The sequence below is a fragment of the Phycicoccus sp. Soil802 genome, from assembly GCF_001429605.1.
Taxonomy (GTDB): domain Bacteria; phylum Actinomycetota; class Actinomycetes; order Actinomycetales; family Dermatophilaceae; genus Pedococcus.
This window is the reverse complement of record NZ_LMSS01000001.1, coordinates 55152-80445: the sequence shown is the minus strand read 5'-3', so window position 1 is coordinate 80445 and position 25294 is coordinate 55152. Positions and strand designations below refer to the sequence as shown.

Below are 25294 nucleotides of genomic sequence, written 5' to 3'. Positions count from 1 at the left end.
GAGCTCGTCGGTCAGTGCGGCTGGTGTCGACGCTGGTGCGTCCCGCCCTGGTTGGCGAGGAGACGACGGCCGAACCGCACGACGGTCCAGCACCACCAGCGGTCGATGTCCCTGGCCGCCAGGTCGGCGCGCCACTCCCAGTAGCCGCACAGCTGCACGAGCTCGGCGTCGTTGAGCGACAAGCAGATGTCGACGAAGGAGCCGTGCCGCCCGATCGTCGGGTCGACGAACGGCGGGCCCTCGTAGATCACCCAGGTGTCACCCGAATCGATCCTGTCCACCTCAGCCATGACCTGATGGTGCTCCTGACGGACGAGACGCGCCTCCGTCGATCGATGGAGAACGCTCTCGCGCGGATGCTCGGGCTCGGGCTCGGGCTCGGGCTCGGGCTCGGGCTCAGTCTCGGGCTCGGGCTCAGTCTCGGGCTCGGGCTCAGTCTCGGGGTCAGGCTCGGGCTCAGGCGCCCGGCATCCCTCCGACGAACCGGCCGAGCGCCTCGTCCCAGTGCGCCTTGTCGCCGCGCGGGTCACCGGCGATGCCACGGCCCTCGTGGTAGACCTCGACCCGCGTCGAGTCGCCGTCGGGATGGAGCTGGACGTCGAGCATGCTCAGCGGCCCGTCGTCGTGCGGGTGCCAGGTGACCCGCACCTGCTCGACGGGGTGGATGCTGCGCACCACGCCATACGAACCGTCGGACGCGCGCCACGGCTCGCCCTTGTTGCCGATCCGCGCGCCGTCGCCGAGGAGCGCCTCGGTGCCGGCGGGACTGACCAGGTGCTGCCAGACCTGGGTGGGCGGCGCCGAGACCGCGTGGCTGGCGTGCACGCCAGCCTCCAGGTCGTCGACGTCGTCGTCCGTCAGCGTGTCGACCTCACTGCTCATGTGCAGACCTCCGTCCGAGCTGGCCGCGCCCCGGGTGGGCGTGACCCACACCCGACAGTCGACCGCGTGTGGGCGCTGTCGGCAACCCCTCGACGCATCATTTCTCGGGGTTGCCGTGCAAAGTTCCGGGCGCGGTCAGTGTTGGGCGATGACGGTCTTCCAGCCGTAGTCGTAGGCGAAGCCGGTCGGGAAGTTGTCGTCGGTGGCACTGGAGTCGAACACGCAGAACTGCACCCAGGCGGCGCCGTTGGCGAGCGTGCCCGAGACGTAGGGCGCCCCGAACGGGTGGTCCACGAGCTTCACCGTGAAGCGGTTGACGTGCCACCGGCCGTCGCACTGGATCGTCTGCCCAGCAGGGTCGTTCGCGTACTGGTAGTTGGTGTCGTACCAGGCGTCCGACAGCATGCCGGAGCCCTCCGCGGTGGGGTCGGCGCCGCCTTGCTTGATCGAGGCCCAGAGGTGGGTGCCGGTCTCGCCACCCCAGCAGCGGAACTTCGCCTGGATGTACGCGTCGCTGCCGTTGGCGACGACCTGCTGGCCGACCCAGGCGATCTCGGGTGCGGGCAGCTCCGCCGCGGAGGCGGAGCTGGCGGGGATGGTGATGGCAGCGGCCAGTGCCAGTACGGCGGCGGCTGCGACGCGGGCAGGTCTCATGGGTGTCTCCTCGGGCCTCGTGTCGTCCAGCGGGCTGGGTGTCAGCCCTCGGCCGACGCTAGGCGCGGTCGTCGGCGCCCGGCTCCCACGCATGGGTGACCGTGCCTGCGACGGATGCCTGAGGCGCCCGGGGTATGCCGCGTGGGCACCACGCGGCATACCTCGCCTCGAGCGGCTCAGCCGGCCGTCACGGTGGTGAGGGGCGCGCCGCTCGCGAGGATGGCGGACGTGAGGGCCTTGGCCGGTTCGGCGGGGGCGCTGCGGTTCGTGAGCAGGACCAGGTCGAGGTGCGGCAGCTTGGGCAGTCCGATTGTCGACGGCACCTCCACGAGGTCGGCCGGCATGAGGGTCCGGGCCATCACGGCGACCCCGAGCCCCGCGCGGACTGCGGCGAGCACGCCGTTGACCCCGCGGACCGTGCAGGTGATCCGGCTGCGTCGATCGACCTTCTCGAGGGCCTGCACGCTGACCGCACGGCTCAGGCTCGGCGCCTGGTAGACGACCAGCGGGACCGGCTGCTCGGGCTCGATCCGGGTCGAGCTGATGCCGCACCAGACCAGCTGGTCCCGCCGGACGAGCTGCCCGCGGGTGGTCCGCGGGGCGTCGGCGCCGCGCTTGACGAACGCGACGTCGAGGTGGCCCGACTCGATCCGCCGCACCAGGGACTCGTTCTGGAGAACCGCGAGCTCGAGGTCGATCCGCGGGTAGAGCTGGCGGAAGTCGCGCAGGATGCGGGGCAGCGGCGTGAGCGCGAGGTCGTCGGTGACCCCGAACCGCAGCCGCCCCTGCAGGTGGGAGCCGGTGAAGTAGCCGACCGCTCGTTCCTGCGCCGCGAGGATGTCGCGGGCGAACGCCGCCATCGCCTCGCCGTCGGACGTCAGGGCGACGCTCCGGGTGTCGCGGACGAACAGCGGCCGCCCCACCGCGTCCTCGAGGCGACGCACGTGCTGGCTGACCGTCGGCTGACGCAGCCCCAGGGTCTCGCCGGCTCGGGTGAAGCTCAGCGACTGGGCGACGGCGACGAACGTGCGCAGCAGCTCCGGGTCGTACACGGCACTGGTCCTCTCGACGACGTGTCATTGCGAGTTGTCATTGCGATGCTGCATGACACTTATAGGACTGATTCTGGATGAGAATACTGCGCCGCGCCGTTGACCGGGCGAGACTGGACCTCGTGCGGCCAGCCTGACTGCACCGATCCCCGCCACCCGACTCCACCCGACCACGACGCTACCTTCCCGGGACGACCCTTGAGCTCCACCGACGCTGCCTCTGTCCGCATCTCCACACCACTACTCCCCCAACACTTCTCGCGCACCTTCCCCTCCCTCGCCAACCGCAACTTCCGGTTGCTGCTGTCCGGTCTGCTGCTCTCGGGCACCGGTGGGTGGGTCCAGCGCATCGCCCAGGACTGGCTCGTCCTGACCATGACCGACAGCCCGACCGCGGTCGGGGTGGTCACGGCGTTCCAGTTCGCGCCCACCCTGCTGTTCGGGCTGCACGCCGGCCTGCTGGCCGACCGCCTCCCGAAGCGCCAGCTGCTCCTCGGCACGCAGGTCTCGATGATGCTGACAGCGACCGCCCTGGCCGTGCTGACCCTCAGCGGTCGGGTCGAGGTCTGGCACGTCTTCCTGCTGGCCGCCGTCCTCGGGACGGTCGCGGCGCTCGACAACCCGGTGCGCCAGTCGTTCGTGTCCGAGGTGGTCGACGGCCCCCAGCTCGCGAACGCCATCAGCCTCGTCTCCTGCACCTTCCAGATCGGGGCGATGGCCGGGCCGGTCCTCGGCGGCCTCCTGATGAGCACGGTCGGTGCCGGTTGGGCGTTCGTCGTCAACGCGGTGTCCTTCGTGGGACCCGTCGTCGCGATGTTGTGCATGCGCGGCACGCCCACCCGAGTGGAGGTCCGCGCTGCCCGCCGTGCGGCTGCCGCGCGCGTCGGCGCGAGTGGTCGCGCGCCCGGGGTCCGGGCCGGGCTGTCGTATGCCGTGCACACCCCGAGCGTCCTGTGGCCCGTCGTCATGGTCGGCGCCTTCGGCTTCTTCACGATCAGCCTGCCGGTGACGCTCGCCGCCTACGCCAAGGACGTGTTCCACTCCGGAGCCTCGGGGCTGGGTCTGCTCAACGGTGTCGTCGCGCTGGGCGCCCTCGCGGGCGCGCTGACCACGGCGCGTCGTCGGCAGCAGCCGCGTCTGCGCACGGTCGGGGTCGCCGGCTCCACGCTGGCCGCAGCCCTGCTCGTGACGGCGGCCGCACCGGGACAGGAGGTCTTCACGATCCTTCTGGTCACGGTCGGCGCGGCCAACCTCGGCTTCCTCACGTCGGCGCAGTCCCTGGTCCAGCTCGCAGCCGTCGACCACCTGCGTGGCCGCGTCGTCGGGCTCTACCTGCTGGTCTTCATCGGCAGCGGCGCGGTGGGCGGACCGGTGGTGGGGTGGTTGGCCGAGACCTACGGGGCCCGCACGGCCCTTCTCGCGTCGGGGGCGGTCCCGGCAGTCGTCACGCTCCTGGTGTGCCGGCACCTCGCTCGGGCTGCATCGCTGCGGCTCGGTCTCACCTCGGTGGCGATCCACCTGCCTCGCCCGTCCCTGCTCCCGCGCCCCTAGTACGGCCTCCTCCCCCGGCCCTAGTTTTCGACGTCACCGTCGCGAGGCCGGCTGGAAGCAGCCAGTCCCCGCCGACCCGGGGCTCACGAAGGAGCCCAACTGAGCCGACAGCGCCCCCGGGGGTGCGGCACCCGGAGCGGCTGGGTCGACGGGGACAGCTGGTGTGGCCGCAGCGTCAGGCCGAGATCGCGTGCTGCTGGCGGTCGCCTGAGCTGATCTCGATCTTGCGTGGCTTGGCCTGCTCGGCCACCGGGATGGTCAGCCGGAGCACGCCGTTGACGTAGGTCGCCTCCACCCGGTCGACGTCGAGGGTGTCGCCGAGGAACAGCTGCCGGCTGAACACCCCGCGCTGCCGTTCGGTGGCGATGGTGTCGACGTCGTCGTCGAGCCGCTGGCGCTCGGCCTTGACGGTGAGCACGTTGCGCTCCACGTCGAGGTCGATGGAACCGGGGTCGACGCCCGGGAGGTCGAACTCGACGACGAAGGTGTCGCCCTCGCGCCACGCGTCCATGGGCATCACCGTGGGACGAGCCATCGTCCCGAAGACCTGCTGGGCCAGCTGGTCCAGCTCGCGGAACTGGTCAGTCCGCATCAGCATCACAACCACCTCCAAGGATGAGGGCCTATTTCCTTCCCTGACTGTGTCTCCTAGAATCTCAGTCATGGGCTATAGATTTTGTAGATCGACAAGTGCCGTTTTGTCAAGCGCTCGGGTGAGGCAGTCGTGACCGAGCAACCGCAGCCGTCGAGCCGTCCGCTGTACGCGATCTCGGTCGCGGCCGAGCTCGTCGGCCTGCCCGTCCCCACCCTGCGTCTCTACGAGGAGAAGGGCCTGGTGACTCCCGAGCGGACCGAGGGCGGGACCCGCCGCTACAGCGACGCGGACCTGGCCCGCATCGCCCGGGTCAGTGAGCTGGTCGAGTCCGGGGTGACCCTCGCCGCGGTCGCCATGGTGCTCGACCTGCAGGACGACAACGCGGACCTGAGCCACCGCAACCGTGGTCTCAGGCGCCGCAACACCGAGCTGCAGGAGGACAACGCACGCCTGCGTCGGCAGCGCGACCAACCCTGACTGTCACAGCCGGGCGAGCTGTCTTGTCTGAGTTGGTGCAGGACATCACCGAGGATCGAGTCGAGATCGAAAGACGAGGGAGAACCATGAAGGTGTTCGTCGCAGGAGCCACCGGAGCCATCGGCCAGCAGCTCGTGCCGTTGCTGGTGCGGGCAGGCCACGAGGTCACGGGGATGACGCGGAGTGCGTCGAAGCAGCAGCTGCTCCGCGATCTGGGTGCCGAGCCGGTCGTGGCCGACGCCCTCGACGCCGACCAGGTCGCCGAGGCGGTCGGGCGGGCGCAGCCCGACGTGATCGTCCACCAGCTGACCTCGATCGGCCCGATGGACCTGCGCCACTTCGACCAGGCGTTCGCGATGACCAACCGGCTCCGCCGCGAGGGCACCGACCACCTGCTCTCGGCCGGTCAGGCCGTCGGGGTGAAGCGGTTCGTCGCGCAGAGCTTCTTCGCGGCATACGAACGCGTCGGCGGACTGGTGAAGACCGAGGAGGACACGTTCGGCGTCGGGGCGGCCAAGGAGATGCGCCAGACGGTCGCGGCCATCAAGCACGTCGAGGACGCAGTCCTCGCGGCCACCTGGACCGAGGGGATCGTGCTGCGCTACGGCGGTTTCTACGGGCCCGGCACGTCGCTCGGACCCGACGGGGAGCAGACCGACGCCGTGCGGCAGCGCAAGTTCCCGGTCGTGGGCAACGGCGGTGCGGTGTGGTCGTTCATCCACATCGCCGACGCTGCCGAGGCGACCGTCGCGGCGATCGACCACGGTCACCGCGGGGTCTACAACGTCGTCGACGACGAACCCGCGAAGGTCGCCGAGTGGCTGCCCGTCCTGGCGCGTACGTTGGGGGCGAAGGAGCCGATGCACGTGCCGCGGTTCGTGGGACGGTTGCTGACCGGGGAGATCGGAGTGGCGATGATGACCGAGTTGCGGGGCGCCTCGAACGCCAAGGCCAAGCGCGAGCTCGGCTGGGAGCCCTCGCACCCGAGCTGGCGGCAGGGGTTCGCCGAGCTGACCTCCACCGAACGGGTGCGGACGTGACCGACGGCCCCCTGAAGGATCGCGAGGAGCTGCTCGACGCGCTGCGCCCGACGTCGTTCGCGATCGCCTACCGGATGCTCGGCAGCGTCTCGGAGGCCGAGGACGTCGTGCAGGAGGCACTGCTGCGGGTGCACCAGTCGCTCGACGCCGGCGAGGAGATCGCCTCGCCGCGCGCCTTCGTCGCCACCATCACCACCCGGCTGGCGATCAACGAGCTGAAGTCGGCCCGTGCTCGCCGCGAGCGCTACGTCGGCGAGTGGCTGCCCGAACCCATCATCACCGACGGTTCGGGTGCGCCCGACGACCCGGCGCGGCAGGCCGAGACCGCCGACTCGCTGTCGCTGGCGATGCTGGTGCTGCTCGAGAGCCTCTCCCCCGAACAACGCGCGGTGCTGTTGCTGCACGACGTGTTCGGCTACGGGTACACCGAGATCACCGACATCGTCGGCAAGACCGAGGACAACGTCCGCCAGCTCGCCAGCCGGGCGCGTCAGCACGTCAAGACGCGCCGGCCGCGGTTCACCACCACGCGCGAGCAGCAGCGTGAGCTGGCGTCGCGCTTCTTCGCCGCCGCCCACGACGGCGACCTCGCCGCGCTCGAGTCGCTGCTCGCCCACGACGTGGAACTGACCGGCGACGGAGGCGGCAAGGTGCCGGCCCTGGCCCGGTCGCTGCGCGGCCGCAGTCGCGTCGCGCGCACCCTGGGCAACTGGCTGCGGGCGCTGGCGCGGTTCCCGCAGGTGTCGATGCGCCCGGTCGAGATCAACGGCGGGCCTGGCGCGATCTACGTCGACGACCAGGACCGCGTGCTCGGGGTGTGGTCGCTCGACATCACCGAGGGCGAGATCACCGGGATCCGCTCGATCGTCAACCCCGACAAGCTCGCCCACCTCGGCGAGGTCGGCGACGTGGTGGCGATCATCCAGTCCGCTCGCTGAGCCCGCGGCGCGGGGTATGCCGCGTGGTCACCACGCGGCATACCCCGCCACCGCTGGCTGTGGGCCTCGGCACCAGCAGCCACGCATCCCGGCAGCCCAGAGACCCGGCGCCCCCGCCCCCGGCGACCCCGCCCCCGCGTCCCCGCGTCCCCGCGTCCCCGCGTCCCGCGCCCCGGACATGCTTCGCGCCCCGCCGGTCCGGGCGGGGTGTGGAGCGGGGTCATCGTTGCGGCGGCGGCGCGCCATCGCGCTCCTCGGCGTCGACGCCATCCGCGCCGTGATCCCCAGGGGGCTGGGCGCTGCGCCACTGCGCGAGCTGGACGTCGTAGGACTCCGGTGTCAGGTCCCACTTCACGAACGGGCCGCTCGACCCCTCGACGACTTCGCCGGCGTAGCGGTTGGTGTGCACGACGGTGTGGTGCCGCTGGCACAGGAGCGCGCCATGGCTGGTGTCGGTGGGACCGCCGTCGGCCCAGTGCAGGAGGTGGTGGGCGTCGCACCAGCTCGCGGGTCTGGTGCACCCCGGGAAGGTGCAGTGTCGATCCCGCAGCCAGAGATGGCGGATCTGCGCACGGTTGAACAGCCGCTCGGCCCGACCTTGTTCGAGGATCTCGCCGTGGGTGCCGAGCACGGCCGGGATGACCTGGGCGTCACACGCCAGGCGCCGCACCGTCTCGATGGGCAGCGGCTCGCCGCCGACCGTGAGTCCGGCACCACGAGACAGCTGCTGGAGCTCGTCGAGCTTGATCGTGACCACAAGGCTCGTCTTGGCCTGACGGGGCACGCCGTCCGGGGCGCTCACCGCTCGCCGCACCAGGTCGAGCATGGCGTCCGCCCGTCGCGCACCCGGAGTGCGTGGGTCGTTGTCGCCCGTGTCCGGGTCCTTCTGGGGCTTGGCCAGCGCATCGACGGCGGCGTCGACGATCGCGGCGCCCTCGTCGTCGAGCAGCAGGGTGTAGCGCCACATGCCGAGCGCGCCCTTCGACTTGTCCAACGAGCGGTGGGCGCGTCGAACCTCGGCCTCGTGCTCCACCAGCTGGTCAGGTCGCAACAGGTCGGCCGTGCGGCGGATCGCGATCGCGAGCGTCTTCTCAGGCATCCCGTCATGGCCTCGCGCTCCCCAGAGCAGCTCGGCGGTGGCGTCCTCCAGGTGCTGCGGATCGGCCAGCCCACGCGCCCCGCGGTGGAACCGCACGAGCATCGCCGCCTTGGCCACGGGAAGAGCATCGGTGGCGCCCGGATCGGTCCCCGCCGCCACGGCTTCCCGGACCTGCGCCAGGCGAGGCTCGTCGGCCGCCGTGGCGACCGTGTCGAGGTCGGCCAACAATCGCGTGCCCAGACCCGGCGCCTTCATCCGAGCCCAGTCCTGAGGACCCCAACCTTCGCCGACCCCCAGCCCCCGAGACCTGGCCTCAGTCACCATCGCCGCCAGCTGGGCCTCGACGCTCCCGTGCAGCTGACCCATGGTGGTCAGCGCCTCCTCGAGCTCGGCGTCGGACAGCGCCCACAGCCGCTCCGGCTGAGCACCCGCCAAGGCCTCGCTCGCGTCGTGGGCGGCAGTCAGCACCGGCCGGTCGGGACCGAGTCCGCCGGCTGACGCGCTGTCGGGTGCGAGTGCCATGGAATAACCGTAGACCGGACCACTGACAGCCGAACGCGAGGCAGGGGAAGCGAATTCCGTTGCACCACAGTCAGATTCACGACGGATGCGACCGCGTGTGACGTCTGTGAACCAGTGATGCGATATCGCGCCGATACGGCGCCGTATCGGCATCAGTTGTCCACAGGACACCAGTCAGGCGACCTCCAGGGCGACCTCAGGGCGACCTCCAGGGCGACCTCCAGGGCGACCTCCAGGGCGACCTCCAACGCCACCTCAACCGACCGCCTGCAGACCTCACGGTCTGGACAGATGCGTTAGTGACGACTAACGTATTGGGTGTTGTGACTGACCCACTCTCCGCCGCCGCCGAGCCGAGCCGCCGCAGGATCCTGCAACTCCTGGCCCGAGGGCCACGGGGCGTCACGGACCTGGCCGGCGAGTTCACGGTGACCAGGTCCGCGATCAGCCAGCACCTCCTGGTGCTTGCCGATGCCGGCCTCGTGGAGGCGGAGAAGGTCGGGCGCACGCGGATCTACCGGGTCGTGCCGACCGGGCTGCAGCAGCTGCAGGCCGAGATCGACCGGTTCTGGACCTCCGAACTCGACCAGCTCGTCGCCGACGCGCACCGCCTGAAGGGAACACCATGAGCTTCACCAAGTCCGTTGTCCTGCCCGTCTCCCCCGACGAGGCGTTCGCCCTCGTCACCGAGCCGGAGCGGCTGCGTCGCTGGCAGACCGTGACGGCGACCGTCGACCTCCGGGCCGGCGGGTCCTACCGCTGGACCGTCACTCCGGGCCACATCGCGGAAGGCACCTACCACGAGGTCGAGCCCGGCCGTCGCGTGGTGTTCGGCTGGGGCTGGGACGAGAACCCGGAGCTCCCCAAGGACGCCTCCACCGTGACTATCACCATCGAGCCGGTCGCCGAGGGCTCCCAGGTCACGCTCGTGCACGAGGGTCTCACCGAGGAGCAGGCCGCGATGCACGCCGAAGGCTGGGACCACTTCTTCGAGCGGCTCGAGCGCCTTGCCACCACCGGCGACGCCGGTCAGGACGAGTGGGCGTGGGCACCCGAAGGCCTCACCCCGCTGGTGGCCGCCGAGGCAGCCCTGGCCGCCATCCAGCCGGTGCTGCGGGCCCTCACCCCCGAGGACCAGCCCAAGCCCACCCCCTGCGCCGACTTCACCGCCCACCAGCTCGCCGTGCACCTGCTGGATTCGCTGGTCCGGCTCGGCGGGATGGCCGGCGCCTCGCTGACCGTCCCCGAGCAGGGTTCGCTGGAGGACAAGGTCTCCACCCTCACCGGCCAGGCGATCACCGCGTGGCGGGCAGTCGACCTCGACGGCACCGTCGCCACCCCCCGTGGCGACGCCCCGGCCGCGTTCCTCGCCAGCATCCTGCCGCTGGAGCTGCTGCTGCACGGCTGGGACCTCGCCCAGGCCTCGGGCCAGAAGCTCAACGTCTCCGACGAGGTCGTCACCTACATCCACCACCTGACCCGCGACGTCATCGCCCAGGGCCGGGGCCGCTCCTTCGCCGACGAGGTCACTGCCGGCGCGGACAGCGACGCGGTCGAGCGCTTCGCCGCCTACGCGGGCCGCGCCCCCATCCGCGCCTGAGCGGGCCGGGCCTCGTCCGCCTGAGCGCACCACGCGTCACGGTCTGACCTCATCGCAAGTCCCAAACACGACAGAGCCCCACACACGACAGAGCCCCACCCACGACAGCGCCCCACCCACCAAGGAGATCCAGTCATGAGCAAGTTCCTCTTCATCTACCACGCCCCCACCACCCCCGCCGAGAACACCCCCACCGACCCCGCCGAGATGGAAGCCGTCATGGGTCAGTGGATGGACTGGGCCGGGCGCGTCGGTGAGGGCCTGGTCGACCTCGGGACCCCACTGGCCGACGGCGTGCGCGTCACCCCCGAGGGCAGCTCGCCGGCGACCAGTGACGTCGTGGGCTACAGCATCATCGAGGCCGCGGACCAGCAGGCGGCGCTCGCGCTGGCCGAGGGCCACCCGCACCTGAACATGCCCGGCGGCTGCACCATCGAGATCCACGCCGCCCAGCCCGTCCCCGGTATGTGACCGAGCGGGCGCGACGCCGGTCCGCGCCCGCCACACACCGCGCCCGCCACACCGCGCCCGCCACACCGCGCCCGCGCAGGACGGAGCGGTATGCCGCGTGGTCACCACGCGGCATACCGCTCCGTCAGTCCCGGGTGGCTCAGCCCTTCTGCAGCTGGGCCACGTGCAGGGTCACCATCCGCCCACCGACACTGTCGGAGTCGAGCGTGTCGGGGTCGGAGACGGCGTAGTTGCCCACGACATCGAAGGTGTAGGTGCCCGGCGAGGTCACCGGCACCTGGACGGTCGCCGTGCCGGCACCTGCGGTGAAGGACTCGGTCGAGGTGCCGATGACGGCACCCGACGGGTCCTTGACCGTGACCGTGTAGCTGGTGCCGTTGATGCCGACGGCAGCCAGCGACGGGTGGGACAGCGAGACCTTCAGCGACGTGACGCCCGCGCCCACCGGTGCGGTGTAGGTGTGGCTGTCCGTGCCGCCGACCGTGGCGCGCGGGCTGTCGTAGGTCCAGAAGTCACCGCGGGCGACCTTCCAGCCGTCAGCCGCCAGGACCCGCGCGTCGGCCTGGGTGCTGGCCCTGGCGAGGTCCTTGGCCCAGCTGCGACTGCTGACCAGGGCAACGGCCTTGTCGAGGTTCGCGTAGCCGTAGCCGATCTGCCAGAACGGCAACGTGCCGGTGTCGTCGTCGTTCGTGACGGGGCTGGCGGTCGCCTGGAGCGCGAGCCGGACCTGGTCGGGCGTGAGCGCCGGGTTGGCCTGCTTGAGCACGGCCGCTGCCCCGGCGATGTGCGGGGAGGCCATCGACGTGCCGGAGGCGGTGGTGTTCTCACCGGGCGGGCACGGACCGACCACGGTGCCGGTGGTGTCGCACGTCGAGGAGATGTCGACGCCCGGGGCTGTCACGTCCGGGTGCACGAGCCCGATCCGGTCGCCCGTGTAGACCGTGTGGCCACCGGCCGTGATGCCGGTCGGCTGGGAGTTGTCGTGGGTCAGCCCGTTCGAGGAGAAGTCGCCGCGGTGCCGGTCCACCGAACCGGCCGCCACCGAGATGACCCACGGGGACTGGCTGAACGGGTTGAGGCTGAGCTCGGCGTTCTCGGAGCCGGAGTTGCCGGCCGCGAAGACGACGGTGACGCCCTGGTCCACCACGGCCTTGGTCGCCACGGCCACCGGGTCGCGCGGGTCGAACTGGCGGTAGGAGTTGCCCCAGCTGTTGTTGACGACGTCGATGCCGAGCAGGTCGGGCTGGTCGAGCATGTAGTCGTAGGCGGTGACGACAGCGGTCGTGAACAGGACCGCACCGATCGCGAAGCAGGCCAGGTCCGCATCCGGGGCGACGCCGTAGCGCGAGCCGTCGGTGACCGAGCTGGAGTCGGCGGCGATGATCCCGGCGACGTGGGTGCCGTGTCCCGAGCCGAGGTCGGTGTTCGAGTACGGCCCCTGGTCCGCCGGCACGACGAGCGTCGTCGACGAGTCGGCCGGGAGGTTGGCGTACTCACCACTGACGAGGGAGACGTTGTGCTTCACCCGCTGGGCGAGGTCGGGATGCGTTGCGTCGCAACCGGAGTCGACGACACCGACCGTGACGCCCTTGCCGGTGAGCCCCTTGGCCCGCAGCGCGGCGCCGCCCATCGCGTCGGAGGAGGTCGTGTCGAGCAGGTCGATGCTCTCGTCCGGGTACACGTCGTTCGCCACGCCCGTCGTGACCGCCGAGCGGAACTGCGCCACGGTGCCACTGACCAGCGCGAGCGGGAGCCGCTTCATGGGCTGGACCGTGAGGCCGAGGGCCTTGAGGGCGGTCACCTGCGTCGCCGTGGGGGTGCCGTCGAAGGTCGCGATCGCGCGTCCACTCGGCGTGCCGTTGTCGAGCAGCCGGGCCAGGCCCGGCGTGTCCCCGGCGAGCGCCGCCGCGACAGCGTCACCCGGACTGAGGGTGACGGTCGTCGCGGAGGCCGCGCCGGCGGCATACCCGCCGGTGATGATGAGGGCGAGGGCGGTCGCGCCGGTGAGCGCGGCTGTCGTCGCGCGGTGGGACGTGCGAAGCATGGTTCCTCCACGGAGCAGTAGGTGCCCTGCGTCAACGCGACGCAGGTGCTCCGGGTTACGCGGCTGCCGCGAAACGCCCGGGGACTCAGGGGGCACGACCGGCGGCCAGCCACGCAAACAGAGGGGTATGCCGCCTGGTGACCACGCGGCATACCCCTCGGCTGTGGTGCTGGGTCAGGCGACGCGCTCCTGCGGCGACGTCTCCTTGGTCTTGCCGGGGTCGCGCTCGACGATGTCGCCGAGGACGTCGTCGATCCTGGCCATCAGCGCGGGCTCGAGCTTCACGCCAGCGGCCTTGACGTTCTCGTGCACCTGCTCGGGACGCGATGCGCCGACGAGCGCGGCGGCGACGTTGTCGTTCTGGAGCACCCAGGCGACGGCCAGCTGCGCCATGGTCAGGCCGACCTCGTCGGCGACCGGCTTGAGGCCCTGCACGCGGGTGAGCACGTCGTCGTTCATGAAGCGGCTGATCATGTCGGCGCCGCCCTTCTCGTCAGCGGCGCGCGAACCCTCCGGCGGCTTCTGGCCGGGCTGGTACTTGCCGGTCAGCACACCCTGCGCGATCGGGCTCCACACGATCTGGCTGACGCCGAGCTCGCGCGACGTCGGCACGACCTCGTCCTCGATGACGCGCCACAGCATGGAGTACTGCGGCTGGCTCGAGATGAGCTGGATGTTGAGCTCCTTGGCCAGCGCGACGCCGTCACGGATCTGCTCGGCGGTCCACTCGCTGACGCCGATGTAGAGCGCCTTGCCCTGGCGGACGACGTCGGCGAACGCCGTCATCGTCTCCTCGAGCGGCGTCTCGGTGTCGTAGCGGTGCGCCTGGTAGAGGTCGACGTAGTCGGTCTGGAGGCGCTGGAGCGAGCCGTTGATCGACTCCATGATGTGCTTGCGCGACAACCCGGTGTCGTTCTTCCCACCCGGCCCGGTCGGCCAGTAGACCTTGGTGAAGATCTCCAGGCTCTCGCGCCGCTCGCCCTTGAGGGCCTCGCCGAGCACGGTCTCCGCCTTGGTGTTGGCGTAGACGTCGGCGGTGTCGAAGGTGCTGATGCCCGCGTCGAGCGCAGCGGCCACACACTGCGCGGCGACGTCGTTCTCCACCTGCGAGCCGTGCGTGAGCCAGTTGCCGTAGGTGATCTCCGAGATCTTGAGTCCGCTGTTGCCCAGGTATCGATAGTCCATGCTTCAACCGTATGCCGCGCCGCTGACATGTGCCGCGCGGGGTGGAGCTGGGTCGCCGGACTGCCTGAAGGGCTAGTGGGCCGGCTGGAGCTCCGCGCCCTCCGTCTCCTCGGCGGCCGGCGTCGCGCGGTCGAGCTCGGGGTCGCGCTTGGCGAGCGCGCTCGGCCACCACATCCGGCCGCGGACGTCGAGGTTGAGCGCGGTCACGAGCACCGAGCGGACGACCAACGTGTCGAGCAGGACACCGAGCGCCACGGCGATCCCGATCTCGGCGAAGGTCACCACCGGCAGCGTCCCGAGCACCGCGAACGTGCCCGCGAGGACCAGACCGGCCGAGGTGATCACGCCGCCGGTGGCCGCGAGGCCCACGAGCGCGCCGCGTCGGGTGCCGATCTCCTTGGCCTCCTCGTGCACTCGCGTCATGAGGAAGATGTTGTAGTCGATCCCCAACGCCACCAGGAACACGAAGACGAAGAGTGGCAACGACGAGTCCGCACCCGCGAAGCCCAGCACGTGCCGGAAGATCAGCGCCGACAGACCCATCGCTGCGCCGTAGGACAGCACGACCGTCGCGACGAGGATCAGCGGAGCGGTGAGGGCGCGCAGCAGCAGGATCAGGATGAGCAGCACCACGCCGAGGATGAGCGGGATGATCCGCACGTTGTCATCGGCAGAGGCGCGCAGCGTGTCGGCTCGCGTGGCGGTGTCACCACCGGCGATGGCATTAGCTCCCGGGATCGCGGCGATGTCGTCACGGATCCGGTCGACGGTCGCGGTCGCCGCGTCGGAGTCGGGGGCGTCGGTGAGGGTGGCCATGATCAGCGACCGCCCACCCTTGGTCACCGGGTCGGCGACGGTGGAGACACCCTTGACCGTCTCGAGCTTGGTCTTCACCGAGGCTGCCTTGTCGGCGTTGGCGAGCACCATGACCGGTGAGCCGGTGCCGGCCGGGAAGTGCCGGGCCACGACCTGCTCCCCCACGATCGAGTCGGGGGTGCCGTAGTAGACGTCCTTGTTCTCGAGGCCGGTGGCGTTGAGCTGCAGGATGCCCAGCGACGCGATGGCCAGCAACAGCGACGTGACGACCCAGGTGCGGCGGGGAGCCTTGGCGATCCGGCGTCCGATCCCGGCCCAGAACCCGTCACGGGTGTGGTCGACCGAGCCGTAGGTCGGGCGCACCGGCCAGAAGATCCACCGGCCGCAGACGACCAGGAGCGCGGGCAGCAGGGTCAGCATCACGAGCAGCCCCACGGCGACACCGATGGCGGCGACCGGGCCGAGGCCCTTGGTCGAGTTCATCGTCGCGAAGAGCAGGCACAGCATGCCGGCGATGACGGTGGCCCCTGAAGCGAGGATGGCCGGCCCGGCGCGGTGCAGCGCGAACGCCATCGCCTCGTGCCGGTCCTCGTGTCGCCTGAGCTCTTCTCGATACCTGGCGACGAGCAGCAGGGCATAGTCGGTCCCCGCGCCGAAGACGATGACGGTGAGGATGCCGGAGCTCTGGGCGTTGACCGTGAGCGTGTCGTCCTTGGCGAGGAAGTAGATGACCGCCTGGGCGACGAAGAGCGCGGTGCCGGCCGAGATCACCGGGATGAGCCACAGGACCGGGCTGCGGTAGGTCAGCAGCAGGATGACGATGACGACGGCCATCGCGGAGTAGAGCAGCTTGCCGTCGATGCCGGAGAACGCCTCGGACGAGTCGGCGGCGTAGCCCACCGGCCCGGTGACGTGCATCGACAGGCCGTCGGGGCGCTGGTCGGCCACGGCTCGCAGGTCCTTGACCGTGGCGCCGAGGGTGTCCCAGCCGCCCTCCCCCGCGTCGACGGGGACGATGACCTGCAGGGCCTTGCCGTCCTGCGAGGGGATCGGGCCGACCGTCTCGCTCTTGACCGGGTCGAGGGCGTTGAACTTCGCGACCTGCGCGGCGACGGCCTGCTGGTCCTCCTGGGTGACGCCGGCCGGGCGCTCGTAGACGATGACCGCCGGGAACTCGTTCTTGCTCTGGAACGCCTCGATCTGCTTGACCACCTGGGTCGACTGGGCGTCAGCGGGCAGCCAGGCGACGGCCTCGTTGTTGAGGACGCCCTGCAGCTTGCCGGCCGGGCTGAACGCCGCAGCGAGGATCGCCAGCCAGAAGACGACGACGAACCACTTGGTGACCTTGCTCGACGGGAACCAGGCGAAGCGCCCCACGTCTGCCATCCGCGTCTGTGCCATCGTCTGTCCCTCACCTCGAGTTTGGTCGCACCCCCTGCCCGGCGACGTTGTCATCCACCGTAGGCCGCGGTTGCTTTGACGGACAACGATTTTCGCGCGAGTTGGGCGCGGGTTCAGGGGGCGTTCAGGGGTGACCCTGAGGAGGTCTCGGGCAAATCAGGGCGTATGCCGCGGAGTCGCCGCAGTGGGTATGCCGCGTGGCCGGGACAGCGCCGACGCGGCCGAGCCGACGAACATCACGACGAAGCCCATGCCCATCACCCAGGTCAGAGGACGGTCGGTGAAGAACTCGTGTCGGGCCCGCACGACCGCCACGAGGATGAGGGTGAACATCACGAGCTGCACCCGGCGCATCACCCGGACCGTCTCCCACCGCGGGTCACGCAGCACCGCGAGGCCGGCGCAGCCGAGGCAGAACGTCGCACCTACGACTCGGCTGGTCAGCGGGGTGAGCGGCCACGGCCAGACCGGGATCGCCAGCTCGGGTGCGAGGAAGAGGAACAGCCCGGTGACGAGGGCAAGGGCGCCCGTGCCGCCCACGACTCGCCGGGCCACCCGGCCGAGGCGAGGGGCGTCCGGGGCCGGCGGCGCGGCATACCGCTGGTTGGCGAGCCAAGCAGCGACGACGAGGAAGGGTGCCGTGAAGTAGAGGCCGGCCCACAACCAGAAGGCGACCTTGCCGTGCGAGAACTTGTCCCAGTGGATGACCGTCGAGATGCCCAGCAGGCTGGCGAACACCGCCACCGACACGAAACCGGCGCGCACCTCCGCCCACCGCCGCTCCACCAGGAGGACGCGGAGGAAGAAGTAGCAGCCCCCGAGGTAGGCGGAGGCCAGCAGCATCGAGGTCATGTGCGACTGGATCTGCCACGACCACAGGCGCGCGGTATCGCCCGTGAAGCCGTAGAGGATCACGAAGGCCACGAGCAGGAAGGGCGCGATGAACGCGGAGAGTGCCTTGGTGGCAGTGAGCACTCGGTCGTCGCGCTTCATGACGGCACCCGGGAGACCGAGTCGAGCAACGCGGCGTACGAGGCGACCAACGCGCGGCGCTCGGCAGCCAGGCGTGGGTCGTCGAGGTCGCAGCCGGCGTCGACCCAGGCGTCCGAGAGGTCCATCGCCTCGGCGCGCCAGCGGGCGGCTTCGTGCATCGACTCGGGCGGCGCGGAGTAGACGTAGGAGTAGAGGTCGACGAGGGCGCGCTCGAGCTCGCCCCTGGTGGCCGCGTCGTCGCGCTGGTGCGCCCGGTGGACCCGCCACCACTCGACCTCCAGCTCCGAGGCGCGGAGCGGGTCGAAGTCGAGGTCGGAGTGCGCCAGGACGAGCTCGTAGAACCGGCGCATCGAGGCACGCGCGGCGTCAGGATCGTTGGTGGGCACCGGCGCCCACGCCTTGTTGGCCTTCAGCACGTGCCACGCGCCGATGAACGTGCGGCGTGGCCCGAGCCCGAAGCCCTGGTCGATCATCCCGACGAACGACCGCAGCGCCGGCCACCACTCGCGCCGGTAGTAGCTGGCCCACGCGAGGGTCTCGTGGTGCCCGAGCACGACGGGATCGAAGTCTCGGGGGCTGTGGCTACGCATCTTGGTCACGGCGCACCTGACTCTCCGCCTGCGGGCCGCTGACAACGCGGGTCCTCGGTCGGATACTAGTCGCGCAAGCCCAGCCGGTCAGGGGGTGCAGATGCCCACGCGCGACATCGCCGCAGTCGTTGCTGCCATGGATGCCCGGCTTGACCGGATGCCTCCCGAACGCACAGCGCAACGCGTCTTCCTCGACACCTACCGACGCACGACTCTGGCTGTGGGGAAGGCGATCGCGGACGCGCAGTTCGAGGATCCCGAGTGGGTCGAGCAGTGGGACGTGGCGTTCGCCGACCTCTACCTCGCCGCGCTCGAGCTCGACCTCGTCGGCAGCCACGAGGTGCCGCGGCCGTGGCGGCTCGCCTTCGACGCGCCGGAGTCCCTGCCGGCGTTGCGCCATGTGTTGCTGGGCATCAACGCGCACATCAACTACGACCTGCCCCAGGCGCTGCTGGCGGTGATCAGCGACGCGGAGTTCGGTGACCCGGTGGTCATGGCCCGCAGGCAGCGCGACCACGAACGCATCGACGGCGTGCTCTCGGCCCGCGTCGCCGACGAGGACGACGAGCTCGGCGCCCTGTCAGCGCGCTCGCTCGTCGACCGGGTGCTCCAGCCGCTGAACCGCCTGAGCAGCAAGCGGTTCCTGCGCGAGGCCCGACAGAAGGTGTGGCACAACACCATCGAGCTCCAGCAGGCGCGGGTCGCCGGCCCCGAGGCGTATGCCGCGCGGCTGGCTGAGCTCGAAGTGCTCAGCGCCGCCCGCATCGCCGACCTGCTGGCGCCGGGCCAGGTGCTGCTGCGACTGGCCGTGGCCGGGTTCGGCGTCACCCTCCCCCCGCCGGCTTGAGGGTCGCCCCCCTCCCTGACTTGTGGCCACCTGTCCCTCACCGATCGGCCGATTCGGCCCTCTCATGAGGCATCAGTGGCAACAAGTCGGCCACCCCCACGACTAGTTGCCACCTGTCCCTCACCGATCGGCCGATCCGGGCCTCTCGTGAGGCATCAGTGGCAGCAAGTGGGCCACCTCCAGACTCGAGACAGCTACGGGCAGTCCTCGGACAGCTTGACGGAGCTGAGCAAGACAACAGTCTCTATCGGGATACTCGCCCCTGCCTTCGGTTTCTGCGAGCAGACCTTCCAGTTCGAGTCATTGACCTGGAGTCGGCCCAAGCCAGACGCGTCCTCCTGATCGAGCACGTAGGACCCAACGCTCTGGAGCGTGTCCTGGGCGAGTTGCAGATTCTTCCCAACGAGCTTCGGCATCACGAATGTCTCAGGAGTCGGCGCAACGTCTGCCGGAGTGGCCGCCGCTGGATCAGGTGTTACCTCGGCCGGTGGTGCCGGTGCCACAGTTGAGGTGGGGCTGACTGTGACCGTCTCGCGGATGACGGTTTGCGTGACGGTAGCGGGAGTTGCGACCCCACCCCCGCCACAGGCTCCGAGCAGTGCAGTGCCGACGACAGCGCAGGCTGACCATGCAGCAAGTTGATTCACGCGAGTTGCTGTACGCATGAGGTACCCCTACTTCCTGACCAGGGACCAACGGCCGTCGGCGGTGATCGTCACGACGGACGGACCCTCGATCAGCGGGACAACGCCCTTGTAGTTGCCGATTTCGTTGACAGCCAGGTTGGGCATGAGCCCGCCGCTCTGGATCACGGCGAAGTTGGAGGAACCCTTGTGGGAGATGGCCCAGTCGGAAGCGCTGCCGTCGTAGCGGAACACCTTGTCCCCCACGCCTGTCACTGACTTGGGGAGGACTGGTGCAGACGAGACCGGGGCGATACGAATCGTCCAGGATCCATCAGCGGTGATCTTGATCTTGGTCGGGTCGCCGCCAAAGTCGTTGAGCCCATACACAGTGACACCCGAGTAGTTCCCGATCTCATTCACCAGGAGGTCACCCGTTGGCTGGTTGGATGAGTCAAGCACCGAAGCGGCGATGTTCGAGCTCCCCCTGTGGGTCATCGTCACGATGCCTGCTGCGGCCCCCTTCGGGAGCTTGATGATCGCGTCACCACGGCCCTTCTTGGTGATGCGGGCGAACGTTCCGTAGGTCTCGTTGTAGGGAGCTAGCAGCGCCGCCGCCTTCGCTCTCGCGTCAGCAAGCGCCTTGGCCTTCGCATCAGCGGCGGCCTTGATCTTTGCCGCGGCATCCGCTTTGGCCTTGGCAGCTGCATCGGCCTTCGCCTTGGCCGCTGCATCTGCCTTGGCTTTGGCGTCGGCTGCTGCTGCAGCGGGATCCGCTGACGTGGACGTCGACGGCGATGGGGCGGACTTCGATGATGACGATGGGGCTCCGGGCGTCGTCGAGGCCGACACTGGCGTCGTGGCATCGTCCGGCGCGAGGGCTCCCGCAACGAGCGTCAGTGCAATGACGGCACCAGGAATGACAAAGCGCTTCTTCTTGTAGAACGGTTTCGTCGAGGACTGCGACGCGAGCTGAGGCGTGGCCGAGTCGGTGGGCACGGCTACGGTGCCCGGCGCGAAGTGCTCGGTCCACTGTTGCCCATCCCAGTACCGCTGCTGACCATCACTCTGCGGGTACCAGCCCGCCGGCGTGCTCATGTCGTCTTTCCTCCAGGACTTGTCGGCCGACAGTTGCGGATGCGGCCTCGCGAGATGCCCGATTTGCGGGCCTTGCACAGAATCACGCACCTCAGCCAGATACGTGCCGTTAGTGGCTGAGCGAGCGCTTTCAGCCCATTGGTGGGTCGGCCGAACGGAGGATTACTCATCCATTTGCGGCCCACTGCGCTGACTTGCGGCGACACGCCAGCGACACGCGGAAGCCGGATCGTCCGAACGGCCATCTTTCCGGGATCAATGGGGCACGAGATGGTTGCGGATGCCACTCTTCACTGTCGTCACACCAGCCCCCCGCCTCCCACGATCCCCCCGGACGTAACTCGTGCGCCTTCTCCCCGCTTCCCTCGCAGTCCTGGCCATCACCCCCGTCTTCGTGGCCCTCCCTACGGTGTCGTTCGCCTCCACGGACACGGCCCATCCCGTCGCCCCGCGCGTCCAGTCGACCGCGATCCACGGCGTGGACGCCGTCGCTAAGGGCCAGCTCTGGACCCACCGCGTCGTGCCCGGCCGCGCCATCAGCACCCTCACCCCTGTGCAGGAGCGGTCGCGGTTCACCGTGGCGGGCGTCTCGTGGTCGCGCAGCACTGGCCTCACCAATGACGACGTCATCGTGCAGCTGCGTGTGCGCGAGGACTCCGGCTGGAGCGCCTGGGAGACGCCTGGCGTGACCGACGAGGGTCCCCAGAGCGGCACCGGCGAGTCCGTCACGGCCCGGCTCGGCACGAACCCCCTCGTCACCGACGGCGCTACGGCGATCCAGGTGCGGGTCGACACCCCGAACGGCCAGCCCCTGCCCGACGTCCGCGTCACCACGATCAACCCGGGCACCTCGTCCGCCGACGACGACCTCACCCCCAAGACACCCGCAGCCTCTGCCTCAGCCGCCGCGGCGATGCCCACGATCATCACCCGCAAGCAGTGGGGCGCCGACGAGTCGCTGCGTGGGTCGACGACGTACAACACGACCGTCAAGGCGATCACGATCCACCACACCGCCAGCTCCAACGACTACACCGAAGCCACCGCCGCCGCCCAGATCCGCGGCATCTACGCCTACGACACCAAGGGCCTCGGCTGGTCTGACATCGCCTACAACTTCCTCGTCGACAAGTTCGGCCGCATCTACGAAGGCCGCGCCGGCTCCATCACCTCAGCGGTGCGCGGCGCCCACGCGATGGGCTTCAACACCAACACGATGGGCGTCGCTGCGCTCGGCAACTACCAGACCGCCAAGCCCCCTGCCGTCATGGTCGACTCACTCGCCAAGGTCGCTGGCTGGAAGCTCTCGCAGTACGGCGTCGACCCGTCCGCCACGACCAAGCTCACCTCCGCGGGCGGCACCGGCACCAAGTACGCCGCCGGCGTCGTCGCCACCCTCCAGACCCTCAACGCCCACCAGAACACGTCCTACACGCTGTGCCCCGGCCAGTACCTCTACCCGCTGATGGCGACCATCCGCAGCAAGGCCACTGCCTACGCGAAGACCTCGGTGCCGCCACCCCCCACCCCGGTCCCGACGGCGAAGCTGTTCGCCACCTACGGCACGCTCACCCTCGCCACCGGCTCCAAGGGCTGGGCGGTGCGGGACCTCCAGCTCGAGCTCAACAGGCGTGGGTATGCCGCGGGCACTGCAGACGGCGCGTTCGGCACCGGCACGGCTGGCGCCGTGCAGCGCTTCCAGAAGGCCGCAGTGCTCACGGTCACCGGGAAGGTCGCGGCCAACGACTGGCGCGCGCTCTCCGGACTCACCTACACGAAGACCGGCGCTCCCCCGCCTCCCCCGCCTGTGCCCACGGTCCCTGCGCCCACGCCGGTCGTGCCGGCGCTGCCCATCGTCGGGTTCAACGCCGACGGACGCGGTGACGTCATCGGTCGCACGGCGGCCGGCGACCTCTACTTCTACCCCGCCAAGGTCGGCGGCATCGGCACTCCCACGCGGATCGGCACCGGTTGGAACATCTACAGCCAGGTCGTCTCCCCCGGTGACCTGTCCGGCGACCGACTCGCCGACATCGTTGCTGTCACACCGGACGGCTGGGCCTACCTCTACAAGGGCAACGGCAAGGGCGGCGTGATGGGCACCCGCACCCTGCTGTCCCAGACGTGGCAGGGCTACACCGACCTGCTCACACCCGGAGACTGGACCGGCGACCACAAGCCAGACCTGTTGGCGCGCAAGGCCAACGGCGAGCTGTGGATGATCGTCGGCGACGGCAAGAGCGGCTTCACCGGCACCTGGACCCGCATCGGCACAAACTGGCAGACGCTCGCTCAGGTGATCACCCCAGGGGATGTCACCGGAGATGGCCAGGCCGACCTGCTGGGACGCACGCTGACGGGGAAGCTCTACCTCTACCGCGGCACCGGCATCGGCACCGCCACCGCGACCGGGTACCTCCCCGGCGTCTTCGTATCGACGGGCTGGCAGACTTACAACACGGTGTTCTCGACCGCCGACCTCACGGGTGACGGCAAGGCCGACCTGATCGGCCGGACGCCGGCCAACGTCGACTACGTGTACGCCGGGACCGGCAAGGGCGCCTTCGCGGCGCCCAAGAAGTTCACCGCCCCCTGGGGCGCCACGACGCGCATCACCGGAGTCCGCTGACACAGGAGCGCCAGCATGACGTCTGGCTGCTCTACGCTTTGCCTACGTCGCCGTCATCGCTCTCTGGCAGAAGCAAACCGCGCCCGCCTCGATCTCCGAGCGACCCGTTTGGCTTAAGGCTGTGATGCAGCCCAAACAGTTGCCCGGGTGATGGAACCATTCTCCTAGGTGAGGAGCGCTGGCAGTGGGCTCAAACCTGCAGCCAGAAGGGCGTGTTCCGTTAGGTCGACAGACCTGTCGTCCGGTAGGAACACTAACAATCCATCTCGGCCGCGCGTCAGCAGCACCCGGTAGCAGTTCAGCCGAAGCTGGACAGGGTCTTCCTGCGGGTATTGGGGCCTTCCAGGTTTCACCTTCCAGGCGCGCCCAGACCAAAGGACGTCGTCTCCCCATGCAACCAACGGCATATCGAGCTCAAGCCCCTGGCAGCCGAACTCCGTCACGACAGCGTCCAGATTGGAGCCGGCGCCAGCTTGCCCCCTTTCGCGGTTGTACCAATGGGCAAAGTTGACCTTCTTTGTCGCGGGCCAGCTCGAGTCAACGCCGTACGGAGGCAAGAACCGTTGTGACTTGGAGGAGGCGATGATTCCGTAGCGGCGCTCCGGCTCACCCAAATACCGCTCCCGGAGATACGCCTTGCAACGCTCTAGGTCCCTAGACACATACATCGGAAATCCTCGGCGCTGAACGGATGCCGCCAGCTTGGCCGCGTCACCCAGCCGGCCATCAAGCAGGGCGGCGACCCAGGCATGCAGATCGTCTGCCCGACGAGATCTCAAGGAGATCGTGAGATCCAGGTCTTCGTGCTCAGTGACATCCTGCCCTTCGAAGGCTGGGGCTAGGCGCGGCGGACAGTGGACGCGCCAGGCGAGCGATGCTTCGCGAGTCAATGCAGTCTGCCATTGCTGGATTCCGGCCTCTTCGCCCGAATGGATCTCCTGTCCGTCCCCGACCAGGCCAACCAAGGCACACCAATGAGGAAGGCGCTCCCCAATCTCAACCAGGAGGTCTGGCTCGCTTGCTACGCCTCTGCCTTTCCATGCCATGTACCCCGCATCCCACGCCCTCTGAGCCTCGTCGAAGACGACAATGTGGTGGTCCGGCAGACGAGTGGAGGTGCCGTAGGTGGTGATGAACGCATGAAGATCCTGGACAAATGTCTTGCTCTGGAGGGCGTCCCTGAGCACTTGGACGAGCGGCCCGTTACCAGACAAGAAGACGGCGTCGTGGTCATCCGCAAGTCGGTCATACACCAACGAAAGTCCGGCAAGGGTCTTGCCTGCTCCGGGCACCCCAGCAAGCATTGCGAGGGATCGCAACGAGTCGCGCTGCGCTTCCTTCGTAAGTCTTACCAACAGATTTACTGCCTCTGGAATACCCGCCGACTCGGCGCGCCTGATCCTCGGCAGGGGCTCTTCACGGAAGATCATGCGCGCAGCCTCAACCAGAGTCGGAAGCGGCTCATACGGGGAGTCCAACCAGGTCTGAAAGTCAATGTCACCCGACGCGGAGCTCCCGTCAAGGAAGGCTGCAAGCTGGGAGGGCCCAAGAACGGCCAGCCCATCCGCCCATGACGAAACCATGGAGGTGTTCGTCAACACCAGGACCGGCTCAACCGGAAGGCCGTGAGTCGCCTGGTGATACTCTGCGAGATCCCTCGCGTAAGCGATCACCTGATCCGCTGCACCTGTCGGCGCCACTGACGCTTGTTTGAACTCGAGCACGAATATGCTTCCTCCCGAGTGCAGGATTGCGTCCGGGCGCCTCCCTCCCTCTAGGTGGAGCTCATACTCAAGCGCCAGACCCCAACCCGTGACCTCAGGGCGCGCGATCGCAAGGTCCCTCAAGGCGCCGCGAAGTAGAGCTTCTTCCTCGCGCCACGCGTTCTGTTGGCTGCTGGAGGCGTGGCAACCCATCAGGTTCAGCAGGTGAGTCTCGAGGGCCGACAGCACCAATGTAGGAGGCTGCGAAAGATAGTCGCCAACGGTCCCACCCCATCCGTACGGCTGCCTGTCGCCCACTGCACCATCCATTTCACGCCTCTTTGACCTGACAATGGACGAGCTTAGGGCCCTTTGTCCGCATTCATCGGCGTTCCCCCGAAGACACCACCGTTCAATGAGGCACCGTCAGCGGCGGTTAGAGGGATGGGCGGCCTGCTGTGGAGTTGACGACTAGGCGTGATTT

22 protein-coding genes are annotated in these 25294 nt (G+C 69.3%); 9 read left to right on the top strand and 13 right to left on the bottom strand.

What is annotated here, in order from left to right; genetic code table 11:
* Positions 1-11: 11 nt before the first annotated feature.
* The 4 genes from ASG91_RS00315 to ASG91_RS00300 form a co-directional block, all read right to left on the bottom strand.
* Entirely contained in the window at positions 12-290 is a 279-nt protein-coding gene (locus ASG91_RS00315; RefSeq protein WP_056920640.1) for a hypothetical protein, read from the bottom strand.
* Between the two features lie 166 nt (positions 291-456).
* Positions 457-882: an SRPBCC domain-containing protein gene (locus ASG91_RS00310; protein WP_056920639.1), complete on the bottom strand. Its 426-nt coding sequence runs from the start codon at positions 880-882 to the stop codon at positions 457-459.
* A gap of 135 nt (positions 883-1017) precedes the next feature.
* Positions 1018-1536 carry a hypothetical protein gene (locus ASG91_RS00305; protein ID WP_056920638.1) on the bottom strand — a complete coding sequence of 173 codons (519 nt, stop codon included), beginning with the start codon at positions 1534-1536 and terminating at the stop codon, positions 1018-1020.
* A 176-nt stretch (positions 1537-1712) separates the two neighbouring features.
* Positions 1713-2588, bottom strand: coding sequence for a LysR substrate-binding domain-containing protein (locus ASG91_RS00300; RefSeq protein WP_056920637.1), 876 nt, complete (start codon positions 2586-2588; stop codon positions 1713-1715).
* Between the two features lie 198 nt (positions 2589-2786).
* Between ASG91_RS00300 and ASG91_RS00295 the strand changes: the two genes are divergently transcribed.
* On the top strand, positions 2787-4139 hold the full coding sequence (locus tag ASG91_RS00295) for an MFS transporter (RefSeq protein ID WP_056920636.1): 1353 nt from the start codon (positions 2787-2789) through the stop codon (positions 4137-4139).
* A gap of 175 nt (positions 4140-4314) precedes the next feature.
* On the opposite strand, the gene ASG91_RS00290 is transcribed toward ASG91_RS00295, so the two are convergent.
* A complete protein-coding gene (locus ASG91_RS00290) occupies positions 4315-4737 on the bottom strand; it encodes an Hsp20/alpha crystallin family protein (RefSeq protein ID WP_056920635.1) in 423 nt (140 codons plus the stop codon).
* A 126-nt stretch (positions 4738-4863) separates the two neighbouring features.
* On the opposite strand from ASG91_RS00290, the gene ASG91_RS00285 reads away from it, so the two are divergent.
* From ASG91_RS00285 to ASG91_RS00275, 3 genes are all read left to right on the top strand, one after another.
* Entirely contained in the window at positions 4864-5211 is a 348-nt protein-coding gene (locus ASG91_RS00285) for a MerR family transcriptional regulator (protein WP_056920634.1), read from the top strand.
* Positions 5212-5297: 86 nt separating this feature from the next.
* Positions 5298-6251, top strand: coding sequence for an NAD(P)-dependent oxidoreductase (locus ASG91_RS00280; protein ID WP_056920633.1), 954 nt, complete (start codon positions 5298-5300; stop codon positions 6249-6251).
* Positions 6248-7189: an RNA polymerase sigma-70 factor gene (locus ASG91_RS00275; protein ID WP_235545290.1), complete on the top strand. Its 942-nt coding sequence runs from the start codon at positions 6248-6250 to the stop codon at positions 7187-7189. Before ASG91_RS00280 ends, ASG91_RS00275 begins: the two co-directional genes overlap by 4 nt.
* Before the next feature lie 220 nt (positions 7190-7409).
* Here ASG91_RS00275 and ASG91_RS00270 read toward each other — a convergent pair whose 3' ends face one another.
* Positions 7410-8810 (bottom strand): HNH endonuclease signature motif containing protein, encoded by a 1401-nt coding sequence (locus tag ASG91_RS00270; protein WP_056920632.1) that lies wholly within the window; start codon positions 8808-8810, stop codon positions 7410-7412.
* A gap of 323 nt (positions 8811-9133) precedes the next feature.
* Here ASG91_RS00270 and ASG91_RS00265 point away from each other — a divergent pair, with 323 nt between their 5' ends.
* The 3 genes from ASG91_RS00265 to ASG91_RS00255 all read left to right on the top strand — a co-directional run bounded on the left by ASG91_RS00265 (position 9134) and on the right by ASG91_RS00255 (position 10881).
* The gene (locus ASG91_RS00265) at positions 9134-9439 is read left to right on the top strand and encodes a helix-turn-helix transcriptional regulator (RefSeq protein WP_056920631.1); all 306 of its coding nucleotides are present in this window, start codon (positions 9134-9136) and stop codon (positions 9437-9439) included.
* Positions 9436-10410 carry a TIGR03086 family metal-binding protein gene (locus ASG91_RS00260; RefSeq protein WP_056920630.1) on the top strand — a complete coding sequence of 325 codons (975 nt, stop codon included), beginning with the start codon at positions 9436-9438 and terminating at the stop codon, positions 10408-10410. Before ASG91_RS00265 ends, ASG91_RS00260 begins: the two co-directional genes overlap by 4 nt.
* Positions 10411-10545: 135 nt before the next feature.
* On the top strand, positions 10546-10881 hold the full coding sequence (locus ASG91_RS00255) for a hypothetical protein (protein WP_056920629.1): 336 nt from the start codon (positions 10546-10548) through the stop codon (positions 10879-10881).
* Positions 10882-11020: 139 nt separating this feature from the next.
* Here ASG91_RS00255 and ASG91_RS00250 read toward each other — a convergent pair whose 3' ends face one another.
* From ASG91_RS00250 to ASG91_RS00230, 5 genes are all read right to left on the bottom strand, one after another.
* Positions 11021-12925 (bottom strand): S8 family serine peptidase, encoded by a 1905-nt coding sequence (locus tag ASG91_RS00250; RefSeq protein ID WP_056920628.1) that lies wholly within the window; start codon positions 12923-12925, stop codon positions 11021-11023.
* 174 nt (positions 12926-13099) lie between these two features.
* Positions 13100-14110, bottom strand: a complete 1011-nt coding sequence (locus ASG91_RS00245; RefSeq protein ID WP_056920627.1) for an aldo/keto reductase family protein — start codon at positions 14108-14110, stop codon at positions 13100-13102.
* Between the two features lie 72 nt (positions 14111-14182).
* Positions 14183-16327 carry an MMPL family transporter gene (locus ASG91_RS00240; RefSeq protein ID WP_235545289.1) on the bottom strand — a complete coding sequence of 715 codons (2145 nt, stop codon included), beginning with the start codon at positions 16325-16327 and terminating at the stop codon, positions 14183-14185.
* Positions 16328-16483: 156 nt separating this feature from the next.
* Positions 16484-17320: a hypothetical protein gene (locus tag ASG91_RS00235; protein ID WP_056920626.1), complete on the bottom strand. Its 837-nt coding sequence runs from the start codon at positions 17318-17320 to the stop codon at positions 16484-16486.
* Complete coding sequence (locus tag ASG91_RS00230) at positions 17317-17910, bottom strand: hypothetical protein (RefSeq protein WP_056921176.1); 594 nt, start codon at positions 17908-17910, stop codon at positions 17317-17319. Before ASG91_RS00230 ends, ASG91_RS00235 begins: the two co-directional genes overlap by 4 nt.
* 100 nt (positions 17911-18010) lie before the next feature.
* On the opposite strand from ASG91_RS00230, the gene ASG91_RS00225 reads away from it, so the two are divergent.
* Positions 18011-18757: a DUF5995 family protein gene (locus ASG91_RS00225; protein WP_056921175.1), complete on the top strand. Its 747-nt coding sequence runs from the start codon at positions 18011-18013 to the stop codon at positions 18755-18757.
* Between the two features lie 674 nt (positions 18758-19431).
* On the opposite strand, the gene ASG91_RS00215 is transcribed toward ASG91_RS00225, so the two are convergent.
* Complete coding sequence (locus tag ASG91_RS00215; protein ID WP_056920625.1) at positions 19432-20478, bottom strand: DUF2510 domain-containing protein; 1047 nt, start codon at positions 20476-20478, stop codon at positions 19432-19434.
* Between the two features lie 343 nt (positions 20479-20821).
* On the opposite strand from ASG91_RS00215, the gene ASG91_RS00210 reads away from it, so the two are divergent.
* Positions 20822-23107, top strand: a complete 2286-nt coding sequence (locus ASG91_RS00210) for an FG-GAP-like repeat-containing protein (RefSeq protein WP_056920624.1) — start codon at positions 20822-20824, stop codon at positions 23105-23107.
* Positions 23108-23271: 164 nt separating this feature from the next.
* Here the strand turns inward: ASG91_RS00210 and ASG91_RS00205 are convergent, their stop codons facing one another.
* Entirely contained in the window at positions 23272-25059 is a 1788-nt protein-coding gene (locus ASG91_RS00205) for a DNA/RNA helicase domain-containing protein (RefSeq protein ID WP_235545288.1), read from the bottom strand.
* Positions 25060-25294: the final 235 nt, after the last annotated feature.